Source organism: Levilactobacillus zymae DSM 19395, from assembly GCF_001434115.1.
GTDB classification, from domain to species: Bacteria; Bacillota; Bacilli; order Lactobacillales; family Lactobacillaceae; genus Levilactobacillus; species Levilactobacillus zymae.
Genome location: NZ_AZDW01000058.1, coordinates 31,363 through 55,790 on the forward strand (window position 1 = coordinate 31,363; position 24,428 = coordinate 55,790).

Annotated in this window: 25 protein-coding genes; 8 read left to right on the forward strand and 17 right to left on the reverse strand. The window is 55.9% G+C overall.

All coding sequences use genetic code 11. The annotated features are described in order from the left end of the window. Positions 1-146: 146 nt before the first annotated feature. Entirely contained in the window at positions 147-1,382 is a 1,236-nt protein-coding gene (locus FD38_RS12130; protein ID WP_057734542.1) for an MFS transporter, read from the reverse strand. A 262-nt stretch (positions 1,383-1,644) separates the two neighbouring features. Here FD38_RS12130 and pyrF point away from each other — a divergent pair, with 262 nt between their 5' ends. Both pyrF and pyrE read left to right on the forward strand, forming a co-directional pair. Continuing rightward, complete coding sequence (gene pyrF / locus FD38_RS12135) at positions 1,645-2,355, forward strand: orotidine-5'-phosphate decarboxylase (RefSeq protein ID WP_057734544.1); 711 nt, start codon at positions 1,645-1,647, stop codon at positions 2,353-2,355. 3 nt (positions 2,356-2,358) lie between these two features. Further along, entirely contained in the window at positions 2,359-3,000 is a 642-nt protein-coding gene (pyrE, locus tag FD38_RS12140) for an orotate phosphoribosyltransferase (RefSeq protein WP_057734546.1), read from the forward strand. Positions 3,001-3,091: 91 nt separating this feature from the next. Here pyrE and FD38_RS12145 read toward each other — a convergent pair whose 3' ends face one another. From FD38_RS12145 to FD38_RS12160, 4 genes are all read right to left on the reverse strand, one after another. Continuing rightward, positions 3,092-3,871, reverse strand: a complete 780-nt coding sequence (locus FD38_RS12145; protein ID WP_057734548.1) for a hypothetical protein — start codon at positions 3,869-3,871, stop codon at positions 3,092-3,094. Positions 3,872-3,985: 114 nt separating this feature from the next. Then, positions 3,986-4,411: a hypothetical protein gene (locus tag FD38_RS12150; RefSeq protein WP_057734550.1), complete on the reverse strand. Its 426-nt coding sequence runs from the start codon at positions 4,409-4,411 to the stop codon at positions 3,986-3,988. 133 nt (positions 4,412-4,544) lie between these two features. Beyond that, complete coding sequence (locus tag FD38_RS12155) at positions 4,545-4,817, reverse strand: hypothetical protein (RefSeq protein ID WP_057734552.1); 273 nt, start codon at positions 4,815-4,817, stop codon at positions 4,545-4,547. 138 nt (positions 4,818-4,955) lie between these two features. Further along, positions 4,956-6,596: a peptide ABC transporter substrate-binding protein gene (locus FD38_RS12160; protein WP_057734554.1), complete on the reverse strand. Its 1,641-nt coding sequence runs from the start codon at positions 6,594-6,596 to the stop codon at positions 4,956-4,958. 613 nt (positions 6,597-7,209) lie between these two features. Here FD38_RS12160 and FD38_RS12165 point away from each other — a divergent pair. Continuing rightward, positions 7,210-8,331 (forward strand): PrsW family glutamic-type intramembrane protease, encoded by a 1,122-nt coding sequence (locus FD38_RS12165; protein WP_057734621.1) that lies wholly within the window; start codon positions 7,210-7,212, stop codon positions 8,329-8,331. Between the two features lie 55 nt (positions 8,332-8,386). On the opposite strand, the gene FD38_RS12170 is transcribed toward FD38_RS12165, so the two are convergent. From FD38_RS12170 to FD38_RS12200, 7 genes are all read right to left on the reverse strand, one after another. Then, the gene (locus FD38_RS12170) at positions 8,387-9,082 is read right to left on the reverse strand and encodes an N-acetylmuramoyl-L-alanine amidase (protein ID WP_057734557.1); all 696 of its coding nucleotides are present in this window, start codon (positions 9,080-9,082) and stop codon (positions 8,387-8,389) included. Between the two features lie 125 nt (positions 9,083-9,207). Further along, positions 9,208-10,761: a bifunctional metallophosphatase/5'-nucleotidase gene (locus tag FD38_RS12175; protein WP_057734559.1), complete on the reverse strand. Its 1,554-nt coding sequence runs from the start codon at positions 10,759-10,761 to the stop codon at positions 9,208-9,210. Continuing rightward, entirely contained in the window at positions 10,761-11,576 is an 816-nt protein-coding gene (gene phnE, locus FD38_RS12180; RefSeq protein WP_147007840.1) for a phosphonate ABC transporter, permease protein PhnE, read from the reverse strand. The genes FD38_RS12175 and phnE (FD38_RS12180) overlap by 1 nt, the downstream gene beginning before the upstream one ends. Continuing rightward, positions 11,576-12,376 (reverse strand): phosphonate ABC transporter, permease protein PhnE, encoded by an 801-nt coding sequence (phnE, locus tag FD38_RS12185; protein ID WP_057734562.1) that lies wholly within the window; start codon positions 12,374-12,376, stop codon positions 11,576-11,578. The genes phnE (FD38_RS12180) and phnE (FD38_RS12185) overlap by 1 nt, the downstream gene beginning before the upstream one ends. 9 nt (positions 12,377-12,385) lie before the next feature. Beyond that, positions 12,386-13,147 (reverse strand): phosphonate ABC transporter ATP-binding protein, encoded by a 762-nt coding sequence (gene phnC, locus FD38_RS12190; RefSeq protein ID WP_057734564.1) that lies wholly within the window; start codon positions 13,145-13,147, stop codon positions 12,386-12,388. Positions 13,148-13,246: 99 nt separating this feature from the next. Further along, a complete protein-coding gene (locus FD38_RS12195; RefSeq protein ID WP_057734566.1) occupies positions 13,247-14,200 on the reverse strand; it encodes a phosphate/phosphite/phosphonate ABC transporter substrate-binding protein in 954 nt (317 codons plus the stop codon). A 264-nt stretch (positions 14,201-14,464) separates the two neighbouring features. Continuing rightward, entirely contained in the window at positions 14,465-15,121 is a 657-nt protein-coding gene (locus FD38_RS12200) for an SDR family NAD(P)-dependent oxidoreductase (protein ID WP_057734568.1), read from the reverse strand. A gap of 152 nt (positions 15,122-15,273) precedes the next feature. On the opposite strand from FD38_RS12200, the gene FD38_RS12205 reads away from it, so the two are divergent. Further along, complete coding sequence (locus tag FD38_RS12205) at positions 15,274-15,738, forward strand: MerR family transcriptional regulator (protein WP_083485360.1); 465 nt, start codon at positions 15,274-15,276, stop codon at positions 15,736-15,738. Positions 15,739-15,812: 74 nt separating this feature from the next. Here FD38_RS12205 and FD38_RS12210 read toward each other — a convergent pair whose 3' ends face one another. Continuing rightward, positions 15,813-16,754 (reverse strand): sugar-binding transcriptional regulator, encoded by a 942-nt coding sequence (locus FD38_RS12210; protein WP_057734570.1) that lies wholly within the window; start codon positions 16,752-16,754, stop codon positions 15,813-15,815. A 148-nt stretch (positions 16,755-16,902) separates the two neighbouring features. Here FD38_RS12210 and deoC point away from each other — a divergent pair, with 148 nt between their 5' ends. Further along, a complete protein-coding gene (gene deoC / locus FD38_RS12215; protein WP_057734572.1) occupies positions 16,903-17,553 on the forward strand; it encodes a deoxyribose-phosphate aldolase in 651 nt (216 codons plus the stop codon). A gap of 78 nt (positions 17,554-17,631) precedes the next feature. On the opposite strand, the gene FD38_RS12220 is transcribed toward deoC, so the two are convergent. From FD38_RS12220 to FD38_RS12235, 4 genes are all read right to left on the reverse strand, one after another. Further along, entirely contained in the window at positions 17,632-18,585 is a 954-nt protein-coding gene (locus FD38_RS12220; protein WP_057734574.1) for an aldo/keto reductase, read from the reverse strand. Positions 18,586-18,775: 190 nt separating this feature from the next. Next, the gene (locus tag FD38_RS12225; protein ID WP_057734576.1) at positions 18,776-19,516 is read right to left on the reverse strand and encodes an SDR family oxidoreductase; all 741 of its coding nucleotides are present in this window, start codon (positions 19,514-19,516) and stop codon (positions 18,776-18,778) included. Between the two features lie 18 nt (positions 19,517-19,534). Beyond that, positions 19,535-19,963, reverse strand: coding sequence for an HIT family protein (locus tag FD38_RS12230; RefSeq protein WP_057734578.1), 429 nt, complete (start codon positions 19,961-19,963; stop codon positions 19,535-19,537). 16 nt (positions 19,964-19,979) lie between these two features. Continuing rightward, complete coding sequence (locus FD38_RS12235; protein WP_057734580.1) at positions 19,980-21,302, reverse strand: MFS transporter; 1,323 nt, start codon at positions 21,300-21,302, stop codon at positions 19,980-19,982. A gap of 157 nt (positions 21,303-21,459) precedes the next feature. Between FD38_RS12235 and FD38_RS12240 the strand changes: the two genes are divergently transcribed. From FD38_RS12240 to FD38_RS12250, 3 genes are all read left to right on the forward strand, one after another. After that, positions 21,460-22,335, forward strand: coding sequence for a helix-turn-helix transcriptional regulator (locus FD38_RS12240; RefSeq protein WP_057734582.1), 876 nt, complete (start codon positions 21,460-21,462; stop codon positions 22,333-22,335). A gap of 13 nt (positions 22,336-22,348) precedes the next feature. After that, complete coding sequence (locus tag FD38_RS12245) at positions 22,349-22,867, forward strand: hypothetical protein (RefSeq protein ID WP_057734585.1); 519 nt, start codon at positions 22,349-22,351, stop codon at positions 22,865-22,867. Between the two features lie 100 nt (positions 22,868-22,967). Further along, positions 22,968-24,344 (forward strand): FAD-dependent oxidoreductase, encoded by a 1,377-nt coding sequence (locus tag FD38_RS12250; RefSeq protein ID WP_057734587.1) that lies wholly within the window; start codon positions 22,968-22,970, stop codon positions 24,342-24,344. Positions 24,345-24,428: the final 84 nt, after the last annotated feature.

A 24,428-nucleotide genomic window follows, 5' to 3' on the forward strand; every position in this document is an offset into this window, starting at 1 on the left:
GATACTCAAAATTAGTCTTTTAAGACAGGCCCTAGCTAGTTTCGGTTCTAGTCTGGTCGGCGCGTTGCGGCCTGTCACGGGCTTAGCTTAGAAACGTAAGTCAACAAAAAAAGCCCCACCATCATCGGCGGGGCTAACGGTTGCGGTTAGACGGTTTCGTTCAATTTACCTAGGTGGCGCAAGGCCGGAATGGTCAGCATGACAACCAGGCTAAAGACGTACAGCAGCGACAGGAAGCCCATGACCACCAGTAAGCTGTAGTGGTCCATCAAGAAACCGATGACCACCGACGAGAAGCCCCCCACGGCGCGGCCCACGTTGACGATGAGGTTGTTGGCCGTTGAACGAATCTCGGTGGGATACAGGCGGCTGATGACCGCGCCATACCCGCCAAACATTCCGTTAGAAAAGAAGCCCAGTACGGCTCCGGCCAGCAGCAAGGTGACCTGGTTGACCGCCAGTGTGATGCCGAAGACGGCGAGGGCGGCGGCGAACAGGAAGAGCCCGAACGCCCGCCGGGGACCGAAATAGTCCAGAATACTGCCGAAGGTCATCATGCCCAGGCTCATCCCCAGAATCGTGGCGATCATCCAGACGGACGACCCGGAAACGCTGAGGCCTAGCTTTTGTTGCATGATCGACGGCAACCAGTTCATCAGACCGAAGTACCCGGCGATTTGCACCACCACCATCACCATGAGCGCCACCGTTTGGTAGGCTAAGCGCGGCGTGCGGAACAGGGCGCCTAGGCGAATGGGCTGGCGGTTGGGCCGTTGCCGAGCGCTGAGAAATTCGGCGCTTTCGTGGAGGTGCCGGCGGATAAAGTAGGTCAAGCCCACGGGCACCAATCCGAAGACGAACAGGGCCTGCCAGCCCAACGTCGGGATGATCAGCGCCGCGGCAATTGCGGCTAAGACGGCGCCCAGTTGCCCGCCAATCGCGGCCAGTGAGGTCATTTTTCCAATCTTGTCGTGGTCGAAGCTTTCGGCAATCAGCGTGATGCCTACGCCGTACTCGCCCCCGGCGCCGACGCCGGCTAGGAAACGAAAGACGTAAACGGCCGTGAGACTGTGGGCGAACGCCATGGCCGCCGTGGCCAGCGCGAAGATGAAGACGGTGTACGAGAAGACCTTGACGCGGCCGAACCGGTCGGCTAACAGGCCAAACAAAAGGCCACCCGCTAACATGCCCAGGTTGGTGACGGAAGCAATCAAGCCGGCTTGGGTCCCGCTGAGGTGTAAATCAGCGGTGATCGACGACAACGCGAAGGAGAGGAACATCACGTCCATGTTCTCCAAGGCGAAGCCGGCCGAGGTTGAGGCAATCGTCCATTTCTGGGGTGTTGTTAGCGCGTGGCGCGCAGGGGTAGTGCTAGTTTCCATTACGAATTCCTCCAAAATGGGTGCTCACGGGCACCGATTATTTTGTTGCATTGCTCATTATTCTGCCACGAATCTCGCGGGGACGCAAGGGGAAAATTTACGGGTTGACGGCCGCTAATTTTCCGCGTAAACTCAACGGCAATCAAACTTTAAACTAGTCCTGTGAGGCTAATAAGGGGATCGGTGACCCGTTTTTTGACGGGCGAAGACCGCTTAGCCACGGGGCTGGGCGGTCTTTTTTTGGACCAGAAAGGGGCGCACCATGCGACCAGTTATCATCGCACTCGATTTTCCTAGTCAGGCCACGGCGCTGGATTTTTTGACGCCGTTTGCCCAGACCCCCAACCTGTTCGTTAAGGTGGGGATGGAGTTATTTTATACGGCGGGCCCTCAGATTCTCACGGCATTACGGGCGCGCGGTATTCAGGTATTCTTGGACCTGAAGTGTTACGACATTCCCCACACGGTCGAGCAGACCATGGTCCAGCTGGGGCGGCAAGGCGTGGCGTTGGTCACGATTCACGCGGCGGGTGGCGCGGCTATGGTTGCCGCGGCGAAACGCGGCTTGGTGGCGGGCGCGCAAGCTGCGGGCGTGGCACCGGCGAAATTGTTAGCGGTCACCCAGTTGACCTCCACCACGGAAGCGCAGATGCAGGCTGAACAACTGATCAGCGCGGATTTACCCACGACGGTCCGCCACCTAGCGCACCTAGCGTGGCAAAACGGAGCGGACGGCGTGATTGCCGCGGCGCCGGAAGACCCGGTGATTCACGCGGCTACGGCCCCGGATTTTCTGTGCATCAACCCGGGCATTCGCCTGACCGAAGATGCGACCGACGACCAGCAACGGGTGGTGACGCCCGGTCGGGCCGCTGCACTGGGCAGTAACGGCCTGGTGGTCGGGCGGTCGATCACCCGCGCGGCGGACCCACTGGCGGCTTATCAACGGATTTTAAAGGAATGGGGAGACTAAAATATGACGACGCGAGCAGCACAGATTGCAACGGACTTATTATGGATTCAGGCGGTGACGTTGCGGCCTAGCCAGCCCTTCTTGTGGGCCAGCGGGATGCGGGCACCCATCTACACGGATAACCGGCGGACCATCGCCTTTCCGGCCGTGCGGACCCACATCGCGGACGGCTTAACGGCATTGATTCGGGACCTGTACCCCGACGCGACGGTGATTGGCGGCGTGGCGACCGCGGGGATTCCCCACGCGGCGCTGGTGGCCGACCGGCTGGGCCTGCCGATGAACTACGTGCGTTCCAAACCCAAGGACCACGGCACAGGCAAACAAATCGAGGGGGAACTGGCGACTAACGACCGGGTGGTTCTGATCGACGACCTGATTTCGACCGGGGGTAGCGTGTTGAGTGCCGCCAAGGCCGTGCAGGCGGCCGGGGCCACGGTCCTGGGCATCGTGGCCATCTTCTCGTACGAGTTGCCCGATAGCACGGCCAATTTTGCGGCGGCCGGCTTGACGTTACACACCCTGACCACCTACAGCGCGTTGATTACGGCGGCTGAGGCGGCCGGCGACGTGACCCCCGCCGAAAAGGCGTCCTTGCAGGCGTGGCGGCAGGATCCGTGGCATTGGCAGGGTGTTCAAGATTAGTTATTAATGATTATTAATAATAAAAGTCACCAGTTCAATTGAACTGGTGGCTTTTTTGACGTTTAAGTTGAATGAACCGGGGTGACCCACCTTAAAAGTGGTCCCACGGGTCGTGGTCGCCGCCCATCCAGCGGCCCCACAGATAACCACTAAGCATGTCGGCACCGGCGTGGGGGTCGTCCGCAAACGTGGGGTGACGTAAGGCCTTGAGCACCTTGATTAGAATCCACAGAAGGAGCGGGGAACAGATCCAGAAACTGACCCAGGCCCAACTTAACCCGGGTTTTATTTTGGCGGGTTTGGCGATGTGCTTGGTGATGAACTTCTGATAGCGGTTGAAGAAGGTCATGGCGGACTGGGCCGTCCCCTGTTTAGTGGGAAGGCGGCGCGTCAACGTCCATTTCTGAAAGTCGGAAATTCCGCTGGTCAGGTTATCGGACGGGTCAATCACGGTGTGCCAGCCGTTGTCGGGATAGACGACGATGACCGAGACCTTATCGTGAAGCCGTTTGGTCGCCTGGGCCGCGGCGTATTCCTGGTCTCCCGTCGAGGCGGCCGGGTCCACCGCTCGTTGGCCCAGTTGCTGGAAGCGTTGGTCCACGAGGTCGTTACCCGGCGTATCGAAGGGGTTACTGTAATCGAAACCCAAAAGCGCTGAATCTGGCAGTTTGGCGTAGGTGTACACCCACAGCTGCGGCCGGTTGCGCGTGCGTTGCCATTGCTGGTTGGTCTGAATGATCTGTTGACGCTGTTGGGCCGAGAGAATCCCCAGTTGGTCGTGGATGTAGGGCGACGCGTGGGCGGTCAACGATAGCCCGAGGCTACCGATAAGGATGGTTCCGATGACGAGTAGCAGGTTTTTCCAACGCATGAGCAAGGCTCCCTTCACTGGCGAGGTGGTACGGTTACCTTCATTATACTAAAGTCGTGATGGGGTGGTTCAGAAAAAAACGGGTGACCGTGAGTGGTCGCCCGTCAGTTGGACTTAGCGTTTGAAGATGGTGGCGCCGAACGATTCGTTACCGGTGTAGTTACCCTTTAAACTCCACATATGTTTTGGAATAAAATCGAAATGCTTCTTATTAAAAATCTTGATTTTAATTAATTCAGAATGTTTTTTGTCATAGCGTATTCGGCCGTAATAGACCTTAGAACTATGCTTCTTTAAACCGGATAACCGCCAGGTATAGTGTTTTCCTAGCATTTTGCTATGGACGGACATGCGGTTACCCTTAAACGTGGTCTTGTCGTGGTAGCCCCCTTGAGAGCCGTCGGTCAGGCGGTAGAAGGTGTGGTGCCGGATATAGCTGGGTAGGTAGGTGGTTTTGGCGCTAGCTGATGGCGCAGTCACTATGCATCCGGTGAAGCCTAAGGCAAACGCAGTGGTGACTAGAATAAGTTGTTTTTTCATGACTGGACCTCCTCAAAGTCTGCCTCTAGTATGCGAATCTAAGAAGAAAAAATCAATGGTTGTTGTACTAATTAATCTATTAATAATTGCGTTAAAAAAGGAGCCCGTTCGGTTGAACGACTCCCGCGATTCGTTAAATAAAGTTTTTGATGAGCGCCACGACGAATAAGACCATCGGTAACGCCAAGGCGAGTTCCCGGAGTCCCCAGGATAGCTGGTAGTAGATTTCCGCGTGGCGGTGTTGGGGTAAGAATTGCCGTAACCAAAAATAGGTGATGCCCATTAGAACCACGTCATTAACCAGCTGAACCGGTAGACTACGGGTCAAGAATACGTCGATGGCGCTCCCGATGGCCAAGAGGCACCAAAGATCAAATGATGTGATTAACGTTGCAACGTTGCGCATGATCATTCCTCCTCAAAATAATTATCCCCATAGTTTAATTCTAGCAGAACGTGGCCGAACGTAACAGGCCGACCCAACCAAAAAGCCGATCCCCGCAATAGACGAGGATCGGCTGAGTTTTAAATTGACTGGCGATTCCTATTTCACGTAAGCCGTCCGGTAATCGGCAGCCCCGTCAAATTGGTTGTAAATGACACCCTTGATCTTAGGGTTAACCAAGATGTTGGTCCGAGCATCGTAGAGTGGCGTGACGGCTTGGTCGGTCATGGCCGTTTGGGCGGCCTTGACCAGGTCTTGGTAGCGTTGAGCGGGTTTCAAGGCATCCTTGCCTTCTGCGGCGGCTAAGGCGTTGTCGTAGGTCTTACTGTCGTAGTGGCCCATGTTGGAGTTGTTGGTCGATCCCAGAATCTGTAAGGATTCAATCGGGTCGGCGTAATCCATACTCCAGCCGGTCAGGTTCATCTGGAAGTTGCCTTTCGAGACGGCACTTAACATGGACGGGAACGGCACGGCCTTAACGTTGATGTTTAGGCCCTTGAGCTGACTGTTCAACGTGCTTTGGATGTATTCGGCCAATTGCTTGGTGGTGTCATCGTCGGCACAAATCATCGTGATGTTTAGCTTCGATTGGTGTAGCTGCTTCAGTGCGGACTGGAACAACTTCTTGGCCTTAGCCGGGTCGTAGTTGGCGGTGCCGGCGACCGTAGCGTCCTTAGTGAAGTCGGCCTTAGTCTGTGGGTTCTTCTTCATGTTCCGAACGGCGAAGGTCGTTGCGGGGAGTGACCCGTTTTTCAACACTTTCTTGGTTAACTGTTCTCGGTTGATGGCCAGCGATAAGGCGGTCCGTAAATCGCGGTTGGCGGTCGTGGCGTCCTTTTCGTTGTATTGAATGAAGCCGATGCGCCCGGAAGCTAAGGTCTTCAAATTAGCGTTGTTCTTATTCTGCTGGGTCTGTTCGCCGTCCAGAGTCACCGCGTCGAGCTTCTTGGATTGATACAGGTTGTAGGATGTGGCGGTGGACTTGACGACCCGGTAATTGATGTGTTGGAGCTTGATGGCTTGGTGATCGCGGTAGGTCGGGTTCTTCTTTAACGTCCAGCTATCACTGGTCCCGTTCCATTTGGTCAGGGTGTAAGGCCCGTTGTAGACCGTGGTGCTGGCCGAGGAGCCGTACTTGCTGCCGTACTTTTGAACGGCCTTTTGGTTCAGTGGGAAGAAGGTCGAGCTGGCCAGGATGACCTTGAAGTATGAGGTCGGTTGGGCCAATTTAATCTGTAATTGGTACTTGCCCGTGGCCTTGACCCCTAACTTGCTGGGGGCGAGCTTGCCGGCCGCCACCGCGTTCGCGTTCTTGATTTTAGCAAATTGGTAGGTAAATTCGGACTTGGACTTAGGGTTTAACGTCCGTTCCCAGGAGTACACGAAGTCTTGGGCGGTCACCGGATCGCCGTTGCTCCATTTACCGTCGTGATGTAAATCAATCGTGTAGACGGACCCGTCCTTGGAAACGGTGGTCTTCTGGGCCAGGGCGTTGACGGCTTCGCTCTTGGCGTTAAGCCGGAACAGGCCTTCGCCGACCTGACTCAGTTGGCTACTGGAGACGCTGTCGGTGATTTTGGCGACGTCCATGCTGGTGATGGGTGAGGTCTCGGCTAAATTAAGGTTTTGGGCGACGGCGGCCGTGGTGGTCTTTGAGTGGGCCTTAACGGCGAAGACACCGCCGAGTACGACGACAACGCCGCATAGTAATAACGTGGTTTTCTTGTTTAAAATGCTCATCATGAATTCCTCCAAATAGGTGATTAGTCGTTGGGGTTGTCAACATGTCTGAGCTTTGCCATCGAATCAACATCATGAAATTCCTCCTCGGTTAATTGCAAACAAAAACCGTCCTTAACAGCCAATGCGTTAAGGACGGTCAAATTAACCGCGGTACCACCTTAATTGGACGCGGACCCCAAAAGAAGTCACGGCGCCCCTCTCACAGGAGACCAACATCTCCCTGACAACTGACGTATGTCGCACGTCTTTCCGTACTCGCTAACTTTCGGGAAAGCCCTCGGTGGTCCATTTACTTACCTGCGTTCGGCCGTACTCTCAGCAACGACGGCTCTCTTTACGGGCACGATAAGCTTGATCTCCACTTCAATGGTTTGTTTCGGACGATTCTTGAATTGAGACTAGTGTACGTCCGGTCACGGGGGATGTCAACCAGAAAAATTAAAACTGAATGAGAATTATGAATGGCATATATAGAAAGAACGGTGTGAAAAAATATTTTAAAACGCAACGGTGGGTCAAGCTTTCAACCGGGGATTAGTCGCTGGTATTGCTATAATGAAAGGCGTGAGAAATGGCCGCGCATCCGGCGGTCAAGAAGAAGGGGATTAGTATGCAAGTTTGTCCACACTGCGGTCATTCGGTTCCGGCGACCGCGAAGTTTTGTCCGGTTTGTGGCCGGCCGTTACCGACGCCGACCCAGACCACCGCTGCAACCGGGGCGGGGCCCAAGAAACAACCGCGCCGGCAGTCCTTGTACGATGATGCCACGGCGCGTTTGAACCACTACGCCGGCGAAGAGGGGGCCGTCAAGGTCAATCTCAAAGACCTATTTTCGGCGGTCTTTCAACACCACACCAAGGCGGAGGCCGAATCCATCTTCATTGCGGGAACGGAAACCACGACGCCGCCCTTGGACGCCCTCTCGGCGGCCTGGGTGAAGCCCTGGCTCTTTTCGCGGATTCTCTTGGGCTTTCTGCTCGCCTTTATCGCGTTGCTGTTCATGGCCGTGGAGTTTCAAAACCCCAACGCGATTCCCGGTTTGATTCTGGTCGGCGCGTTTGCGGTGCCCGTGTCCGGACTGGTCTTTTTCTTTGAAGCCAACGCGTTTCAGGATATCAGCCTTTACGAAGTGATGCGCGTCTTCTTTATCGGCGGGATCTTCGCGTTGATTGCGACGGTCTTTTTGTACCAGTTCGTTAGCTTCAGTCAAACCAACCAGATGACGGGGATGCTGACGCTGGGCGATTCACTGTCGATCGGGGTGGTCGAAGAACTGGGAAAACTGGTCATCACCTGTTACTTCATCAACCAATTACGGATTCGGCACATTTTAGGCGGTCTTTTGATTGGGGCCGCGGTGGGGGCGGGCTTTGCCGCCTTCGAAACGGCCGGCTACATCTACCGGTCTGGCAATCTGTTGGTGGAAGTCGCCGTCTTGCGGGGCTGGTCGGCCATCGGTGGTCACTTGGTCTGGGCCGCCATTGCCGGTGGAGCCGTGATGGTGGTCAAACGCGCCAAGCCGCTACGGTTAACGGACCTGTTCGACACGCGGTTTCTGGTGTTCTTCGGGCTGGCGATTCTTTTGCACGCCGCTTGGGATTGGGACATCGGCATCATCGGACCGTACTTTAAATTGTTATTATTGATCATTGCGGCCTGGATAATCGTGTTCGTCTTAATGAGCGCGGGCCTCAAGGAAGTCACGCACCTGCAACAACGGGCACAGTCCTGAGGTGTCCGGTCGTCAAAAAACTCTCGCTAACGATTAGCGGGAGTTTTTTTACAGCCTATTTCTTGGCGGATAACGTTTCGTGGGTGATGGCCTCAATGTCGGCTTTGGCAATCTGGGCCCGGTATTTCTTGAAGTGCTGGAAATCGTGCTTATTGGTGATGAAGCCCGATTCTACCAGACTGTAGTCGATGCCCCGGCGCCGTAAGACGTTGCAGTTTCGTAAGTTCGTCCGGAAACTGTAGCCGCGGTAGGCCCGGTTCAGGCCGATGTATTTCTTGATGACCTTGGCTAACCGTTGATCGCGTTTCGTAGGGTGCGCCTTGTGAATGATCACGTGGCCCCCTTGGCCGCTGGGCGCGTCGAGGTGAAACATGATGACCGTGGTGTGCTTGTTCAACTTGTACGACCCTTTGTGGTGGAACAGGGTATCGGACACCAGGTTATGTTTGGGGTTGTAGAAGGTCACCTTGCTGTGCTTGACCTGCTTAGCGTACTTGCGGAGTTGCGGCAGTAAAATCTTGCGTAACGCCGTGGCTTCGGTGGTGCCGTTGCCCCGGGCTCCCGGGTCACCCGCGCCGTGGCCCATCACGATGAGGTAATGGTGCGGTGCCTTCTTGGTGGCCTTCTTAGTGGTCTGCTGGGTGGTAGTCTTCGCGTGCGTTGCGGCTTGCGCCGGGGTCACAAGGGCCAATCCCGCGATTAGGGGAATTAAGAGGCTGCCCCAGACCAGGAAACGATGCCATTTTTGCATATGTAGAACACTCCTTAGGGATTCGCAAAGTTAGTGCGAGTCTAAAATAATGGTACTGCTTAAGGATAGCGCTAATTAAGTGAAACGGCAAAAATAGTCAAGCCTATACGGCGACGATTGGTGAGTTAACCGTGCACGGTGAGGTTGTGCGGCGTGACCCCCGTGACGACCGGGTGGGCTTGGAAATAGCGTTGGACCAGCGAGACCATGTCGCAATCGACTTGGCGGATAATCTTTTCCGGTCGAAACATCGGGTAATCGCCGCCACCGTGGCCGCGGTACTGGTTCATGACGATGGTCAATTGCTGGTCCGGCCGAACGGGGTCGCCGTGGTAACGCAGGCGGACTAACCGGTGACCCACGGGTTGGTGGAGGTCAAAGGTGTAGTCGATGCCGTCATACACGTCGTAATTGTAGAGTTGGACTTTGGGCGTGGTGAATTCGGGCGCCACTTGGATTTGGCCGTCGGCTTGGACGGTAAAGAAACTGGCACAGCGCTCCAAAGCGGCCCGGAGGTCTTGACCCGTCACGCGTTCGACCACCAAGGTATTGGGATACGGATAGCTATTGAGGAGTTGCCGCCGGGTGACGGTCGGTTGAAAGCCCCGGACCTGGTCGTTAAACAGGGCGGTGGCGGCGATGTCGGCGTGCCCAGCCGTCATTTCGACGCGGTTGATGAACTCAAGGTAGGGATGACCGTGAAGGCGTGCGGCCAGGGAATCGCTGACGGCCATGCTGGCGCCGGTCAGGTGACCCAAAGGTTGGTCGAGCCAGGACTGCACCCGCGCCTCAAGTTGAATGGTCTGTTCCCGTAACTGGGGATCGGGTGGGGTCGGGGCGGTCTGAATCAGGTGGGCTTGGGCGGCCACCACGTGATGGTCCCTGACGTCTAGGTCGATGACGCCCACGGCCACGCCTTTTTCGCCCGGTTGCGTCGTCGGTACGCCGTGGTAGACGCCCGCGATTTGGCGGTGTTGGTGACCGGTGATCAAAGCATCGATGCCGGGAACTTGGGCGAGGAGTTGACTGCCTTCGTTTTCCCCCGTCGCGCGTTCGGTGGCGCGGCCACTGACCAGGTCGGCTTCAAAACCGCCATGATAGGCGACCACCACGACGTCGGCCAACTGGCGGAGACGCGGGACCCAGGAGCGGGCCGTGGCGACGGCCGACTGAAAAGTTAAGCCGGTCAGGTGGTCGGCGGGTTCCCAGTGGGGGACGTAGGCCGTGGTGAGCCCCAACACGGCAATCTTGAGCCCGCCTTTCTCCAGGATGGTGTAGGGACCGTCACTGATTCCTTGGGCCTGGGCGCCCATAACGTTGGCCGCCAAAACGGGATAGTGGCGTTCGGCCAGACTGGTCCGCAGGTAGTCTAGCCCGTAGTTAAAGTCGTGGTTGCCAAGCACGCCGACGTCGTAATGTCCGGCGTCTAGCAGGCGCGACCAAAGCGTGGCATGGGTGGGTGCCTGGGTGGCCACGTAACTGGCTAGCGGGGAGCCCTCCAACCAGTCGCCGTTGTCGATGGTGACCGTGACGGTGTCCGGCGCAGGAGCCTGCAATTGCCGCAGGACCGCCGCGGCGCGTAACCAGCCGTAGGGTTGCCGGTCGTGACGACTGGCGTAACCGGTGGGAAATAGGTAACCATGAACGTCACTGGTCGACATAATCTTGACGTGAGTCATTAGATCAACTTCTTTCGTAGCTGTTCGGAGAGTGAATCGATGGCTAGGACCATCACGATGATGCCTAACAAAATGATGCCGACCCGCGACCAACTCCGCGTTTGAATGGCGAAGATGAGGGGCGTCCCAATCCCGCCGGCGCCGACCATCCCTAAGATGGACGCCGAACGGACGGCGATTTCAAAGCGGTACAGGGTGTACGAGATGAACTCGGGAAAAATCGTGGGCAGGGTCGCGAGGGTCAGAATTTCACTGCGATTGCCCCCCGCGCTGCGAATGGCCTCTTCCGCCCCACGGTCCATGTTTTCGAGGGATTCACTGAATAATTTTCCCAGCATTCCGATCGAATGAATACTGACGGCCAGTACCCCGGCGTAGGAGCCCGGTCCCACCGCTTTGATGAACATGATGGCCAGCACGATTTCGGGAAAGGTCCGAATCAACGTCAAGACAACTTTGCCGCTACCGGAGCGCAGGTGTGCCCAGTGTTGGTCCGTTCGCGCGGCCCAAAAGGCGAAGGGCACGCTGATCAGTGCCGACACGAAGGTACCTAAAAAGGCGATGGCGAGGGTCTGGAGAATCAGCGACGAGAGGTCCTCGCCACTACCGTTATAGACGTAGGCCCAGTCGGGGTGTAGCAGGCCGTGGAGAATCGAGCGCGAAACGCTCCCCGCGGATTCTTGAATCCCGGTGAAGTGTAGGCCACCGATGGCCCAACTATAGACGCCGGCCACGACTACGACCCAGAGCAACCAGTGCCAGCGGCGCCAGAAGAGGTGGTGGGTCAGGGGATGATTTTCGAGCGTGGTTTGCATTAAAGAAGCACCCTCCTTAGGTGATTACTGATGCCGTCGATCACCAGGACCACGACCAGGGTGGCCAGGATGATCACAGCGGTGGCACTGTAGTTAAATTCTCCCAGCGAACGTTGAAGATAGACCCCAATCCCGCCGGCCCCCAGGTACCCTAAAACGGTGGAGGCCCGAACGTTGATTTCGAGGGTGTAGAGAAAGTAACTGACGAACTGGTTGAGAATCTGGGGCAAGACCGCGTACCAAATCATGGTGACCTTGGTGGCGCCCACGGATTTAAGCGCCTCTAAGGGCCCCATGTCGATGGTTTCAATGACCTCGTAGAAGAGCTTAGAAACCATCCCGAACGAAAAGATGGCTAAGGTGATGACGCCGGCCGTCGAGCCGATGCCGAAAACGGCCACGAAGATGGCGGCGAGCAATAAATCAGGCAGGGTCCGGACGAGATCCAAAAAGAAGCGAATCAGGCCCCGCAATAGGCGGTTACCGACCAGGTTGCTGGCGGCCAGGAGGGCGAACGGGACCGCCAAGACGGCCCCAATCGTGGTCCCTAAAATCGCCATCTGAATGGTTTCGTAAAGGGGCTGAAGAATCACGTGGAGGTAGGACCAAGCGGGGTGGGACATCTGGACCAGTAACGCCAAGAATTGGTCGATGTTGCTCAGAAAGGTCCCTAAATTCGCGCCGGTCATCAACGAGGACAGGACCAACAAAACGCCTAACACGAGCGTCCAACCGATGGCTGCCACGTGATACCGTTGGCGCCACGGGCGTTTAGGTAAATCAAGAGTTGAATTCGTCATGGGGGCCTCCTAGTTGGTCTGGTAGATACGATCCAGGTCCGCCGTGGTGACGTTGTCGATGGGCTGGTCGTAGACTAATTCCCCGGCACGCAGGCCAATGATGCGGTCGGCGTACTGGCGGGCTAACGCCACGGAGTGCAGGTTAACGATCACGGTGATCCCGTCTTCACGGTTCAGGCGTTGTAGGGTGTCCATGACGTCCTTGGTGGTCCGGGGGTCCAGCGAGGCCACGGGTTCGTCGGCCAGGATAATTTTGGGGTCCTGCATCAGGGTACGAGCGATGGCGACCCGTTGTTGTTGACCGCCGGAGAGTTCGTCGGCGCGCGTGAAGATCTTAGGGGTCAGACTGACGCGCTTTAACGCTTGGACGGCGCGCTGTTTATCGGCCGCACTGAAGAGACCTAAAATGCACTTCCAAGTGGGGTAGTAGCCGACCAGACCAGATAAGACGTTGCGTTCGACGCTGGCCCGGTTAACGAGGTTGAAGTTTTGAAAAATCATGCCGATGTGACACCGAAGTTGGCGCAAGGCCTTGCCCTTGTAAGCGCCAATGGGGGCGTCGTCGATGCGAATCTCCCCCGACGAGATTTCGTGCATCCGGTTGATGGTCCGCAGTAGCGTACTCTTACCGGCTCCGGATAGGCCTACGACCACCAGGAATTGGCCGCGGGGAATCTGAAAATCGATGTCCTTGAGGCCAACGGTGCCGTTGGCGTAAATTTTATTAACGTGGTGAAACGCGATGATTGGTGCGGTTGCTGTAGCTTGCATTCCTGTTTTCCCCCTCGTCACCGGGCTGGGTGACTGGATTTGTCAAAAAAGTAGCCAAGGCTCGTGTTGTCCTTCGCTACTTTAGTGATGACGCGCGCCTTACTTGTTCAGTTGGGCGGCCTTCTTGTCGTACTGACGAATAATGTCAAAGTTGCTGTCTTTGGAATCGGTGTAACTTTCGTGGCCGTAAACGCTGGAAATGATGGCGTGGCCTTGCTTGGTCTTGGCGATGGCCTTAAAGGCAGCGGCGACCTTCTTTTGCCACTTAGCGTTCATGTCCCCGCGGACCGTGATGGTGTCGTTAGGAATCTTGTTGGTGGTGTAGATAGGCACGACCTTACTCATGATATCCGGCGCGTCCTTCTTCACGATGTTACGGGCCCCCTGAAAGACAAAGGCGGCGTCGGTGTTCTTGTTGTAGACCGACAAGACACCCTGGTCGTGACCCTTGACCTGAACCGTCTTGATACCATCCTTGTTGATGTTGACGCCGCGTTCTAGCATTTCAACGGCGGGGTAGATCCAGCCGGCCGTTGAGGTGGTGTCTTGCACGGCAATCTTCTTGCCCTTCAAGTCCTTGATTGACTTGATGCCACTATCCTTGCGCACCAGGATTTGGGACCGGTAATAGTCGACCAATTCTTTGGTGGATTGGTCGTTAGGTTCCTTGAGGCCGTAACGTTCCGCTTGTAACAGGACCTTGTCGTGGTACTGTTTGTGGGCTAAGACGTAGGCGTCAGGCGGCAGGAAACCCACGTCGACTTTCTTGGATCCCATGGCTTCCACAATCGTGTTGTAGTCGGTCGAAACGCTGACCTTAACGGGAATTCCGAGTTGTTTCTTCAGTAGGCCTTCCAAGGGCTTGGCCTTGGCTTCCAACGTGCTGGCGTTTTGGGACGGCACGAATTCGACGGTCAATTGCTTAGGGCTGTAACCGGCTGAACTGGACGAACTGGTCGAGCTGGTGGCCTTCCCACAACCGAATAGGGTTAAGGGGAGGGCGACCAGTGCTAGTCCCAGGATCAGTCGTTTGGCATTGCCTCGCAGATGCATGTGACTCACTCCTCAGGATATGTAGTAATGAAACTTGATTTCCTGTTCATTCTAGCAAAAAGCCGAACGATTACAACGATTTGTTCTTATAAATTTCTTTATTTAATTAATAATAACAAATAAAAATCGGTAATTCTGCGTCAGTTAAGTAAAAGACGATAATTGCGAATTCGGTTGCACAAATATATTTATACTGCCAGACAACGGCGGCCCAAAAAATAGCGGCCCCGCGAGAGTTAGTCGCGAAGCCACTACTTCGAATTTTTAATTGGCGGGAACGACAAATGCGTGACCGTTGGGACTGACCGGATGGGCTGTCGCCAGATAACGGATGGTTTGTTGTAAGGGCTGGGCCCGGGCAGCGTCGAGATCTTGCGGTGCGGGGGTGGTGCTCAGATGGGCCTGCACCGTGTTGATCCGCACGTCGGCGCCGGCCAGGTCCCGCGCGGTCGCTTGCGTCCAGTTGTGCAGTAAGGTGACCAGCTGCTGATTGGGTGCGGCGGGCTGGGCCGTTAACACGTTGACGATACTCCCGTGGGCCTGGTGACGCATGATGGCGGCCGCCGCCGTGGTCCCCCAGATGACGCGACGCTGCGTCCGTTCGAAGTAGGCCAGGTATTCGGTGGGATGACCTTGCCAATCCCGCGGCCGTTCAGAAACGGCGGGAATGTTGATCAGGACGTCGAGGCGCCCGTAAGCCGCGATGATTTGGCGAATCAAGCGGCGCCAATCGGCTTGGCGGGTCACGTCTAACGGTAGGTAATGAACGTTAGCCCCTAATTTTTGGGCAATCGCGGGTCCGCGACTGACTGCCAGATCGGCGATGATGACCGTGGCCCCCTGACCACAGAAGTCGGCCGCGCACACGCTCCCCATGCCTTGCGTCCCGTTGGTGATTAAAACGACAGGTTGAGTTTTCATCGTAAATTCCTCCCCCAGAAATCTGCTGACTCGATAAGTCTAGTTTAGTGTAGCGGGCCTTGACCGGGGTCACAAAAGATGCTACTTCGGCGGGGTTAGTTAATTAATGTTATGATAGATGAACCATTTAAGCCATAAAGGAGGAAACGAATGTGAGTTATTCGATTGGACAGGTCGCCGAAAAAACGGGGTTAAGCTGTTATACGCTCCGGTACTACGACCGCGAGGGACTGATGCCGTTCGTGCACCGCAATGCGGCCGGGCGGCGCGAGTTCTCCGAGGCGGACTTGGACCTCGTCGACTTGATTACGTGCCTAAAATCAACGGGGATGGCGCTCAAAGAGATTCGCCACTTTATCGAGTTGTCCATGGCGGGGGATGCTTCCTTAGCCGAACGGCTCCAAATCTACCAACAACAGCGAGCCGGCGTTGACCAACAGATTGCGCAGTTACAGGCTTACCGGCAAAAGTTAAACTACAAGGTGCGGTACTTTGAAGCCGCGTGTGAGGCGGGGACCGAAGCGGCCGTGGAAGGGACTTGTGACCTACCCGAAACCGTGACGATCAACGACGCCTTACGCGTAAAACCCGCCCAACGGCGCTCTTCTGCGAGTTAATCAGGCGAAGATAATTAGTGAAAAAAGGTCTGGGAATAATTCCCAGACCTTTTTGTTATTAATAACAAAACGAGTTATAACTCTAGTAACTGTTTAGCGACCGCCTGGTCCACAATCAAGACGTTGGCGTAACCGCCTAACAACGCGGCGTGGATGGCGCGTAATTTGGCCTCCCCACCGGCAATCAGCACGGCGTATTTCTGCCGGCCCAGCTGGTCGAGCGGCAACGCCACGGTCCGTTGGTCGAGTTCCGGGTCGGCGATGGCACCGGTCGGGGTGATGTAGTGGGACAAGATATCGCCCGCGGCCTCACGTTGGAGTCGCTGGATTTGCGGCGCCGTGAGGTAACCGGAGCGAAAGAGCAGTGCGTCAGCGCGGGTGGTCCCCACGGTAAATAGCGCGATATCGGCGTTGGTCCCGGTCTGGATGACCTGATGGATGAACGGGTCGCGTAAGGCCGCCGCCTTGACCCGCGCATCGTCAAAGACCAGCGGCAGGGGAAGCAGCTGGGCCTGCGTGTGGAAGGCCTGGTTGAACTGTTGCGTGATTTCGGCGGAATAGTTGGTTTCTGCCGAGTTGGTCAGACTCCCTTTAAGTTGGACCAGTTGGACGTTTTGCGCTTGGCTGGCGTGCAAGTGCTGCGCGACGGCCAACATGGTGTGGCCCCAATTGAGGCCGATCGTTAGCCCATCGGTCACGATGGTGTCGAGGTAGTCCGCTGCGACGGCTCCCAGATGGTCACGAATGCCGGCCTCGTCATGGTTGACTTGTTGGGCCACGACCACGTCCTTTAGGTGGTAGTGGTCCTTTAAGGCCTGCTGTAACCGGGCAGAATCGGTGAAGGGATCGTTGATTTGGACTGTCACGATGCCCGTTTCCCGTGCGAGTTGGAGCGATTTAGCCACCGTGGGTCGGGAGAGGTTCATTTTTTTAGCGATTTCGACCTGACTGAGGTTGTCCTGATAATAGTAACGGCTGACCGCTAGTAGCCGTTCCGTTTGTTTTTGAGAAAGCATCACGAGTTGTCCTCCGTTTTTGAGTTGTCATTATTCTACCACAGAAAAATAATTTTACATTTGTTATTTTTAATTATTTACATTTGTTAAAATCCGTGATAAATTAAGGCTGTCGACAAACTAAACTTAACGAAACGGGGACCAACTCATGACTTTAAACCAATACATCGATCATACTTTATTAGCACCGGACGCCACGCAAGCTGACGTGGACCAAATCATTCGCGAAGCCAGGGAAAACCACTTCTGCTCCGTGATGTTGAATCCGTACTGGGTTCGCTACGCCCACGAACAATTGAAGGACACCGCCGTCAACACCGACACGGTCATCGGCTTTCCCCTGGGGGCCAACACCACGGCCATCAAGGTCGCCGAAGCCACCCAGGCCATCGCGGACGGGGTCGATGAACTCGACGTGGTGATGAACATCGGCGAATTCAAAGCCGGTCACGATGCCCAAGTGCGCCAAGACCTAGAGGCCGTTATCACTACCGGTCACCAACACCATAAATTGGTGAAGGTCATCATCGAAACGGCCCTGTTGACGGACCAGGAAATCACGCGGGCTTCCGAATTAGTCGCCGACGCGGGCGCCGAATTTGTGAAGACCTCGACCGGGTTTTCCACGCGCGGGGCGGAAGTCAACGACGTGGTCTTGATGAAACAAGCCGTGGGCGATCGCATCAAGGTCAAGGCGTCCGGCGGGGTACACACCAAGGCAGAAGCCGAGGCCATGATTGCGGCCGGCGCATCGCGGTTAGGGACCAGTTCCGGCATGCGGGTCATCGGCAAGGCATAACCGACCACAAGCAAAAAAGCCACGTTACGCCATTGGGTCGGCGCAACGTGGTTTTTAATGTGGTCAGGGAGCTTAGGTTTAAGGTAAATCGTTGCCGGCGGCCAGGTAGACGTCGTACCACTCCTGCTTAGTCAGAGTGACGTCGCTACCGGCGATGCTTTCACGTAAGTGTTGCGGGTTCATGGACCCTAAAATCACTTGCATGTGGGCCGGGTGCCGCAATATCCAGGCCGTAGCGATGGCGTTCTTGGTCACGCCGTATTTGTCGGCCAGGGTCTGCAGTTCTTGATTAAGTGCGGGGAACTTCGGGTTATCGATGAAGGAGCCGGCAAACAGGCCGTATTGGTAAGGCGACCAGGCCTGAATGGTCATCTGGTGTAACCGCGAATATTCGATGATGCCGCCGTCGTGGTTGACGCTCGGGGCGTCGGTCATGTTGGTGTGCAGGCCGAATTGAATCGGGCCGGTATGCATGACCCCGAATTGGAGCTGGTTGGCCATGAGCTTCTGCGAGGTTGCGGCCTGGACCAGTTCGACTTGTTGGGGATTAAAGTTGGAAACGCCGAAGTAGCGGACCTTCCCACTCTGGTGCAGGCTATCAAAGGCTGCGGCGATTTCGTCGGGCTCCATCAAGGCGTCGGGCCGGTGGAGGAGAAAGGCGTCGAGGTAGTCGAGTTGCATCCGTTGTAAGATGCCGTCGACGGCTGCCAACAGGTGTTGCTTAGAAAAGTCGTAGCGTTGGCCCAAGACCACGTCGCCGGAACTCTTTTGCGGGTCGGGGACGATGCCCCCCTTGGATTGAATGAAGAGGTCGTCACGGCTGACCGCGGACTTCTTCAGAGCTTCGCCGAAGATGGTTTCGGATTGACCCACCCCGTAGATGTCGGCGGAATCGATGTGGGTGACGCCCATGGCCTGGACCTGGTCCAAAACGTTGGCGGCCTGGTCGCTGGTCAGATTCAACATCCGCATGATGCCTAAAGCGACCGCGGACGTTTGCACGTGGGTGTTGCCCCAGTTGAGTTGTTTCATCACTAAAAACTTCCTTTCGTAGTTGGTGGGTCATGACCTAACACTCAGCAGTATAGGAGTTAGAGTATACTCAAGGTCAAGGAAAAACGGAAAAAAGTTTTAGAAAATATCTTTTTCTAATATTGTCCCGGCGCAGAACGCCAAAAAGCCCCGCCGAACCAGTGACGGAGCGGCGAGGCTTAATGATCAATTAGTTTTGTTGGACGGTCGGCCGTAACAGGATCTCATCGATGCCCACATTTTCGGGTTGGTCGATGGCGTAGAGGACCGCGTTGGCTAAGTCATCGGGACTCAGCCCGATACTTTCTTCGCGTTGACGGGCCTTCTTTTGCAGTTCGGGATCGCCTACGGACTTCCAGAGTCCGGTATTGACGTTGCCCGGAGAGACCATGGTCGACCGAATCATGTTCGGGCCTTCCTCTTGCCGGAGTGCATCCATGATGGCACGCAGGGCGAACTTGGTCCCGGAATAGATGGCAGCGTTGGGGTTGATCACGTGGCCGGCGTTAGAATCGGTCGCAATGAAGTGCCCAAATCCCTGTTTTTTCATGATGGGGAGTGCCGCGGCGATGCCGTACAGAACACCCATCACGTTGATTTGAAAGGCGGCTTCCCAATCGTCGACCTTCAGATCCTTTAACGGTGAATTAGGCATGATGCCGGCGTTGTTATACATCACGTCGATTTGGCCGTAGTGGGCTTCGGCCGCGTCCACGAACCGCTGAACGGAGGCCTTGTCGGTCACGTCGACCAGGTGATAGGCTGCCTCGCCACCGGCCGCTTGAATGTCACTCACCAGAGCCTGGAGTTTCTCTTCGCGGCGAGCGCCCACGAAGAGCTTGGCCCCGTGTGCCGCCAACTTTTTCGCGGTGGCGGCGCCGATACCCGAAGAGGCCCCCGCAATTACAACAACTTTTCCTTTAACAGCCATTGAAAAGATCTCCTTTAATTATAAATTAGCGCGTAACGCGTCGATGATTTCGCGGTAGCTCGTGTCGCTCAACAGCACTGGGTTGGCGGGATTGTTGACGAAAGCGTCGTCCCAATCCGCGTCCGTTGTTTGTTTGGGCACCACGTGAACGTGCAGGTGCGACACGGTGTCCCCGTAAGTGGCGTAGTTGATCTTGGCCGGGTGAAAGGCTTGGGCCACGGCGTGCGCGGCGTGGGCGACGTCGTCATAAAATTCGTGGCGCTCGGTCTCGGTGAGTTGGTAGGGCTCATCGACGTGCCAGTTGAGGACCACGGCCACCCGCCCGCGGTGGGTCTGGTCGCGGCTCAGGTAAACCGTCGCGACGTGGAGCGGTGCCACCAGAATGTAGTTTGCCGCTAGTTTTGCGTTACGTGTGCAGTAAAAACAATCTTCTTGATAACGAGTCATGATAATTTTCCTTTCTTCAAACGGTCGCGTGGGTCGGCGTGGTCGGCGTCGCGGCAGGGGCCGAATGGTGGCGAAACGTTAAGACAATTATTGCCGGAATGATTAGGGCGGCGGCCAAGAAGAGCATCCCGGTCACGGTACTGTGGGTCGCCGTTTTGAGCCAGCCGATGGCGTAGGGGCCGAAGAAGCCCCCGAAGTTCCCCACGGCGTTGACGATACCTAACCCTACGGCCGCCATTCGCGGATCAATCGTGGTGGACAGGGCCCAGTACGGCCCGGAGTAGGCGTAAACGCCGATGGCGGCCAGGCAGATAAAACCGACGGAGAGCACGGGAAGGTGGGTCGTGAGGGCGGCCCCCACGAAGCCCAGGCTGCCCAGTAAGGCACCGACGGCCGTGTGGACGGGTCGTTCGCCGCTACGGTCGGACAACCGGCCGTTAACGACCAAGGCGATGGCGCCTAGTAGGTAAGGAATGGCGCTGATCAGGCCAATCTGCATGGTGCTCAGGTCGCTCGAGAGGGCCTTGACCATCTGAGGCATCCAGAACGTGATGCCGTAGAGACCGACACAGTAGAAGAAATTCATGCCCGTGAGTTTCCAAATCTTAGCGTCCTTGAAGGCCGCAGTAAACGGCGCGTTCACGACCCGTTTCTCCTGGGCCCGTTGCGCATCAAGAGTCAACGCCTGAACTAACCAATCCCGTTCTTGGGGCGTCAACCAGGTTGCCGTGGCGGGTTTGTCCGCCAGGAAGAAGACGGTGTAGATGCCCATCAGGACCGCCGGCACACCAATGATGATGAACAACCAGCGCCAGCCGGCGAGCCCCAAGGCGAGGTGCACGCGGGTGATAATCCAGGTGGCGACTGGCGCCCCAATGGAATTAGCAACGGGTGGGGCGACCATGAAGGCCGCGATGGCCCGCGCCCGGTCCTGACTGCGAATCCAGTAGGTGATGTATAACGTCATGCCCGGAAAAAGTCCGGCTTCGGAAACGCCCAGTAAAAACCGGAGAATTACCAACATTGGGATGGAGTTAACAAAGCCCGTGACCAGGGTGACCGTTCCCCAGAAAATCAGGATGAAGGCCATCCACCGGCGCGCCCCAATGCGTTCGAGCATCATGTTGCCGGGGATGCCGAAGATGAAGTAACCGATGAAGAAGATGCCCGCGATAAAGCCGTAGGTGGTCGCGGTTAGGCCAAGGTCTTGGTCCATCCCCCCGATCGAAGCGTACGTAATACTACTGCGGTCGAGAAATGCGATAAAATAAATGACAAATAAGTATGGCAGAATGTGCCAGGTGACTTTTCTTAATGCGTTTGCTTGTGGTCCAGCCATAGGGACCGCCCCCGTTTCGTGTAATCGTCAAAGTCATTCAAGCAGCGGATATATCCTTAACTCACGGGTAAGTGTATCCTAAATTAAGCGCTTACATTTAACGTATATTGCACGATTTTCTGGAAAATATCACACTCATGGAAAGGCGGTCACAAGCATGGAACCCTTGCGTGATTCCCAATTAACGGTCTTGTGGATGAGCGGACGGACCTATCAGCGCGGCGAGGCCGTGGCACTGCACCAACACGAGTTCAACCAACTGCAACTGGTGTTGAGCGGCGAAGAACACGTGCAACTCGCCGACCGGCCCTACACCGTCTTCGGGGGGCAACTCTATCTGGTCACGCCGCGGACCCCACACGCCTTTAAGTTTAATCACGACGCGGTGATTATCGACATAAAGTTCACGACGAGCCCGGACTTACAACGGTTACTTAACCAAGTCGCCCAGCCGCCGATTTTTCCCGTCAGCGACCGCGAAAGTTTTCGCCGGTTGTTGACCCAGGCCCTAGCGGCGCAACGCCAGCCGACGCCCTACGGCATGCTGCGGGTCGATGTGCGCTTGAAGGACCTTCTATTAACGTTGGTCGTCGATCAAAATGGCCTGGTGACGCCGATTCCCGAGGCCACTTACATGAGCCCGGACACCAGTTTTGCGCCGCTACGCTACCTGCAGCAGCACTATGCGACCCCGCTTCGGCTGGCGGATTTAGCCCGGCACTTTCACTACAGCAAGAATTACATGATTGAAATCTGTAAACGTGAAACGGGTGTCACCCCCAACACGCTATTGCAGCTGATTCGGATTCGCCACGTCAAAAATTTTTTGGCGTATACTGAACTCAGTATCAACGATATCGCAATCCACGTGGGCTTAGATGCCAACTACCTGACCCGCTTGTTTAAGCAACAGGTCGGCCAAAGTCCCTTGAAGTATCGGCAGACGATCCAAGCGGAGCGCCGCCAAAACATCACGTTGCTGCGCAGCTTTGATCATCAGCAACAACCCAAGATTCACCAATCGAAACAGTAAAAGGAGTTTTTCCGTGACCCAACCCATAGCCATGATTTATGACGACCAGCTGCCCACCTTATTAGTCGCGTTGCATCCCGACGCGACCACGGCGGTCTTGTCCGGTCATAAGATTTTAGAATTTCGCAAGCGGTTCTTTGCTAAACCCTTCCAGGCCTTCGTCTACACCACGGGGCGGGGGATTCAGTTCTTCATGCGCTGCGGGGCGGCCTACCAGGGCAGCCCGGCCACAATCGCCAAGCTGGGCACATTGGTTCAGCACAGCGATTTTGCGGCGACCATGCGGTACCTGGGCCCCCAGAAGAGTGGGGTGGCCGTGCCGATTCAGGCGACCTACCGTCTGACCAGCACCGTGACGTTGGCCGATTTGCGAGCGGTCGCGCCGCAAGTGGCGATTCCCCAGACCTACACGTTTTTGGACCAGCCCCAACGCGCTAAGTTATTGACTTACCTAACCCGCCAATCCTACGACCTGCACCATCAGGTGGATTGGCGTCGCCGGCAACCCATGGTGGACACCCTCTTTTCGTAACGCCCCTCATTTTTTGAAACGGCTTGCATTTTAGGGATGAATGCGTTATTCTTAACTTGTCAGTTAAGAATCATTCTAAACTAGAGGAGGCTTTTGTTCGATGTCAAAAGAACGAATCGTGATTGTTGGGGCTTCACATGGGGGTCACCAATCAATCTTAGAATTACTGAGTCGCTACAATGATGTTGATATTACGTTGTTTGAAGCGGGGGATTTCATTTCCTTCATGTCTTGTGGGATGGAATTGTACCTGGAAAACAGTGTTACGGATGTCAACGACGTGCGCAATTTCAGCGCTGATGATTTTCCACAACCCAACGTCCACATCCTGGATCGCCACGAGGTCACCAAGATCAACGCCGATGCCAAGACCGTGACGGTGGTGGATCACGCCACTAACCAAACCACGGACCAACCGTACGATAAGTTGATCTTGAGTTCTGGTGTGACGCCGAAGTCCTTACCCGTGCCCGGGGCCGACCTGGACAACGTGTTCTTAATGCGGGGCAAGGATTGGGCGTTGAAGATCAAGGAAAAGCTCGCCGACCCAGCGGTCAAGCACATGACCATTATCGGGGCCGGTTACATCGGAATCGAAGCGGCTGAAGCCAGTCGGAAAGCCGGCAAGGAAGTTACCTTGCTCGACGTGATCGACCGGCCATTAGGCACGTATCTGGACGGCGAATTGACCGATATCTTGGCCAAGAAGCTGACGGCTGAAGGCATCAACGTGCAAATGAACGCCAAGATCACCGCCTACACCGGCGACCAAGCCGTCAAGGCCGTCAAGACTACTGACGCCGAATACCCAAGTGACGTGGTCATTCAGGCCGCCGGCGTTCAACCGAACACCGACTGGTTGAAGGGGACCGTGGACTTGGACGACCGGGGCTGGATCAAGGTCGACAACTACCTGCGGACCAACCTGCCCGACGTTTACGCCATTGGGGATGCCACGTTGGCTTACTCCATTCCGGCGCAAACCAAGGTGCCGATTGCCTTAGCGACGGTCGCCCGGCGCGAAGCCCGTTACGTGGTCAAGCACCTCTTCGAAGCCAACCCAGCCGAACCATTCAAGGGCTTGGTCGGGTCTTCGGCTCTGAGTGTCTTTGACGAACACTTCGCACAGAGTGGCCTGAACTCCTTTACCGCCAAGCGCGCGGGCGTCACGGTAGCCAAGGACTTCTACCACACCACCTTGCGGCCGAAGTACGTGCCAAGCGACAAGGGCAACCCGGACGTTTACGTTCAATTGTTCTTCAACCCAACGACCCACGTCTTATTGGGTGGCGCGGTCTTATCGACCTACGACGTGACGGCTCAAGGCAACGTATTAGCCTTAGCCATTCAACACGGCTTACGCCTCGAAGACTTAGCCGAAGCTGACTTCTTCTTCCAACCTGGCTTTGACCGGCAATGGAGCCTGCTGAACCTGGCTGCCCAACACGCTTTGGGTGAAGAACCATTCACTTACTAAATCTAAAATTAAGCTAAATGAGTTTCAAAAATCGGGCGTCATCAGCCTTTATGGTTGGTGGCGCCCGATTTTTGCGTTGATTTT

Coding starts and splice junctions, on each gene's coding strand:
- pyrF (WP_057734544.1), top strand. CDS start 1,645: ATGCGACCAGTTATCATCGCACTCGATTTTCCTAGTCAGGCCACGGCG.
- phnE (WP_057734562.1), bottom strand. CDS start 12,376: ATGACGAATTCAACTCTTGATTTACCTAAACGCCCGTGGCGCCAACGG.
- FD38_RS12130 (WP_057734542.1), bottom strand. CDS start 1,382: ATGGAAACTAGCACTACCCCTGCGCGCCACGCGCTAACAACACCCCAG.
- FD38_RS12195 (WP_057734566.1), bottom strand. CDS start 14,200: ATGCATCTGCGAGGCAATGCCAAACGACTGATCCTGGGACTAGCACTG.
- FD38_RS12145 (WP_057734548.1), bottom strand. CDS start 3,871: ATGCGTTGGAAAAACCTGCTACTCGTCATCGGAACCATCCTTATCGGT.
- pyrE (WP_057734546.1), top strand. CDS start 2,359: ATGACGACGCGAGCAGCACAGATTGCAACGGACTTATTATGGATTCAG.
- FD38_RS12170 (WP_057734557.1), bottom strand. CDS start 9,082: ATGCAAAAATGGCATCGTTTCCTGGTCTGGGGCAGCCTCTTAATTCCC.
- FD38_RS12210 (WP_057734570.1), bottom strand. CDS start 16,754: ATGCTTTCTCAAAAACAAACGGAACGGCTACTAGCGGTCAGCCGTTAC.
- deoC (WP_057734572.1), top strand. CDS start 16,903: ATGACTTTAAACCAATACATCGATCATACTTTATTAGCACCGGACGCC.
- FD38_RS12160 (WP_057734554.1), bottom strand. CDS start 6,596: ATGAGCATTTTAAACAAGAAAACCACGTTATTACTATGCGGCGTTGTC.
- FD38_RS12220 (WP_057734574.1), bottom strand. CDS start 18,585: ATGAAACAACTCAACTGGGGCAACACCCACGTGCAAACGTCCGCGGTC.
- FD38_RS12175 (WP_057734559.1), bottom strand. CDS start 10,761: ATGACTCACGTCAAGATTATGTCGACCAGTGACGTTCATGGTTACCTA.
- FD38_RS12250 (WP_057734587.1), top strand. CDS start 22,968: ATGTCAAAAGAACGAATCGTGATTGTTGGGGCTTCACATGGGGGTCAC.
- phnC (WP_057734564.1), bottom strand. CDS start 13,147: ATGCAAGCTACAGCAACCGCACCAATCATCGCGTTTCACCACGTTAAT.
- FD38_RS12200 (WP_057734568.1), bottom strand. CDS start 15,121: ATGAAAACTCAACCTGTCGTTTTAATCACCAACGGGACGCAAGGCATG.
- FD38_RS12230 (WP_057734578.1), bottom strand. CDS start 19,963: ATGACTCGTTATCAAGAAGATTGTTTTTACTGCACACGTAACGCAAAA.
- FD38_RS12235 (WP_057734580.1), bottom strand. CDS start 21,302: ATGGCTGGACCACAAGCAAACGCATTAAGAAAAGTCACCTGGCACATT.
- phnE (WP_147007840.1), bottom strand. CDS start 11,576: ATGCAAACCACGCTCGAAAATCATCCCCTGACCCACCACCTCTTCTGG.
- FD38_RS12155 (WP_057734552.1), bottom strand. CDS start 4,817: ATGCGCAACGTTGCAACGTTAATCACATCATTTGATCTTTGGTGCCTC.
- FD38_RS12150 (WP_057734550.1), bottom strand. CDS start 4,411: ATGAAAAAACAACTTATTCTAGTCACCACTGCGTTTGCCTTAGGCTTC.
- FD38_RS12165 (WP_057734621.1), top strand. CDS start 7,210: ATGCAAGTTTGTCCACACTGCGGTCATTCGGTTCCGGCGACCGCGAAG.
- FD38_RS12225 (WP_057734576.1), bottom strand. CDS start 19,516: ATGGCTGTTAAAGGAAAAGTTGTTGTAATTGCGGGGGCCTCTTCGGGT.
- FD38_RS12240 (WP_057734582.1), top strand. CDS start 21,460: ATGGAACCCTTGCGTGATTCCCAATTAACGGTCTTGTGGATGAGCGGA.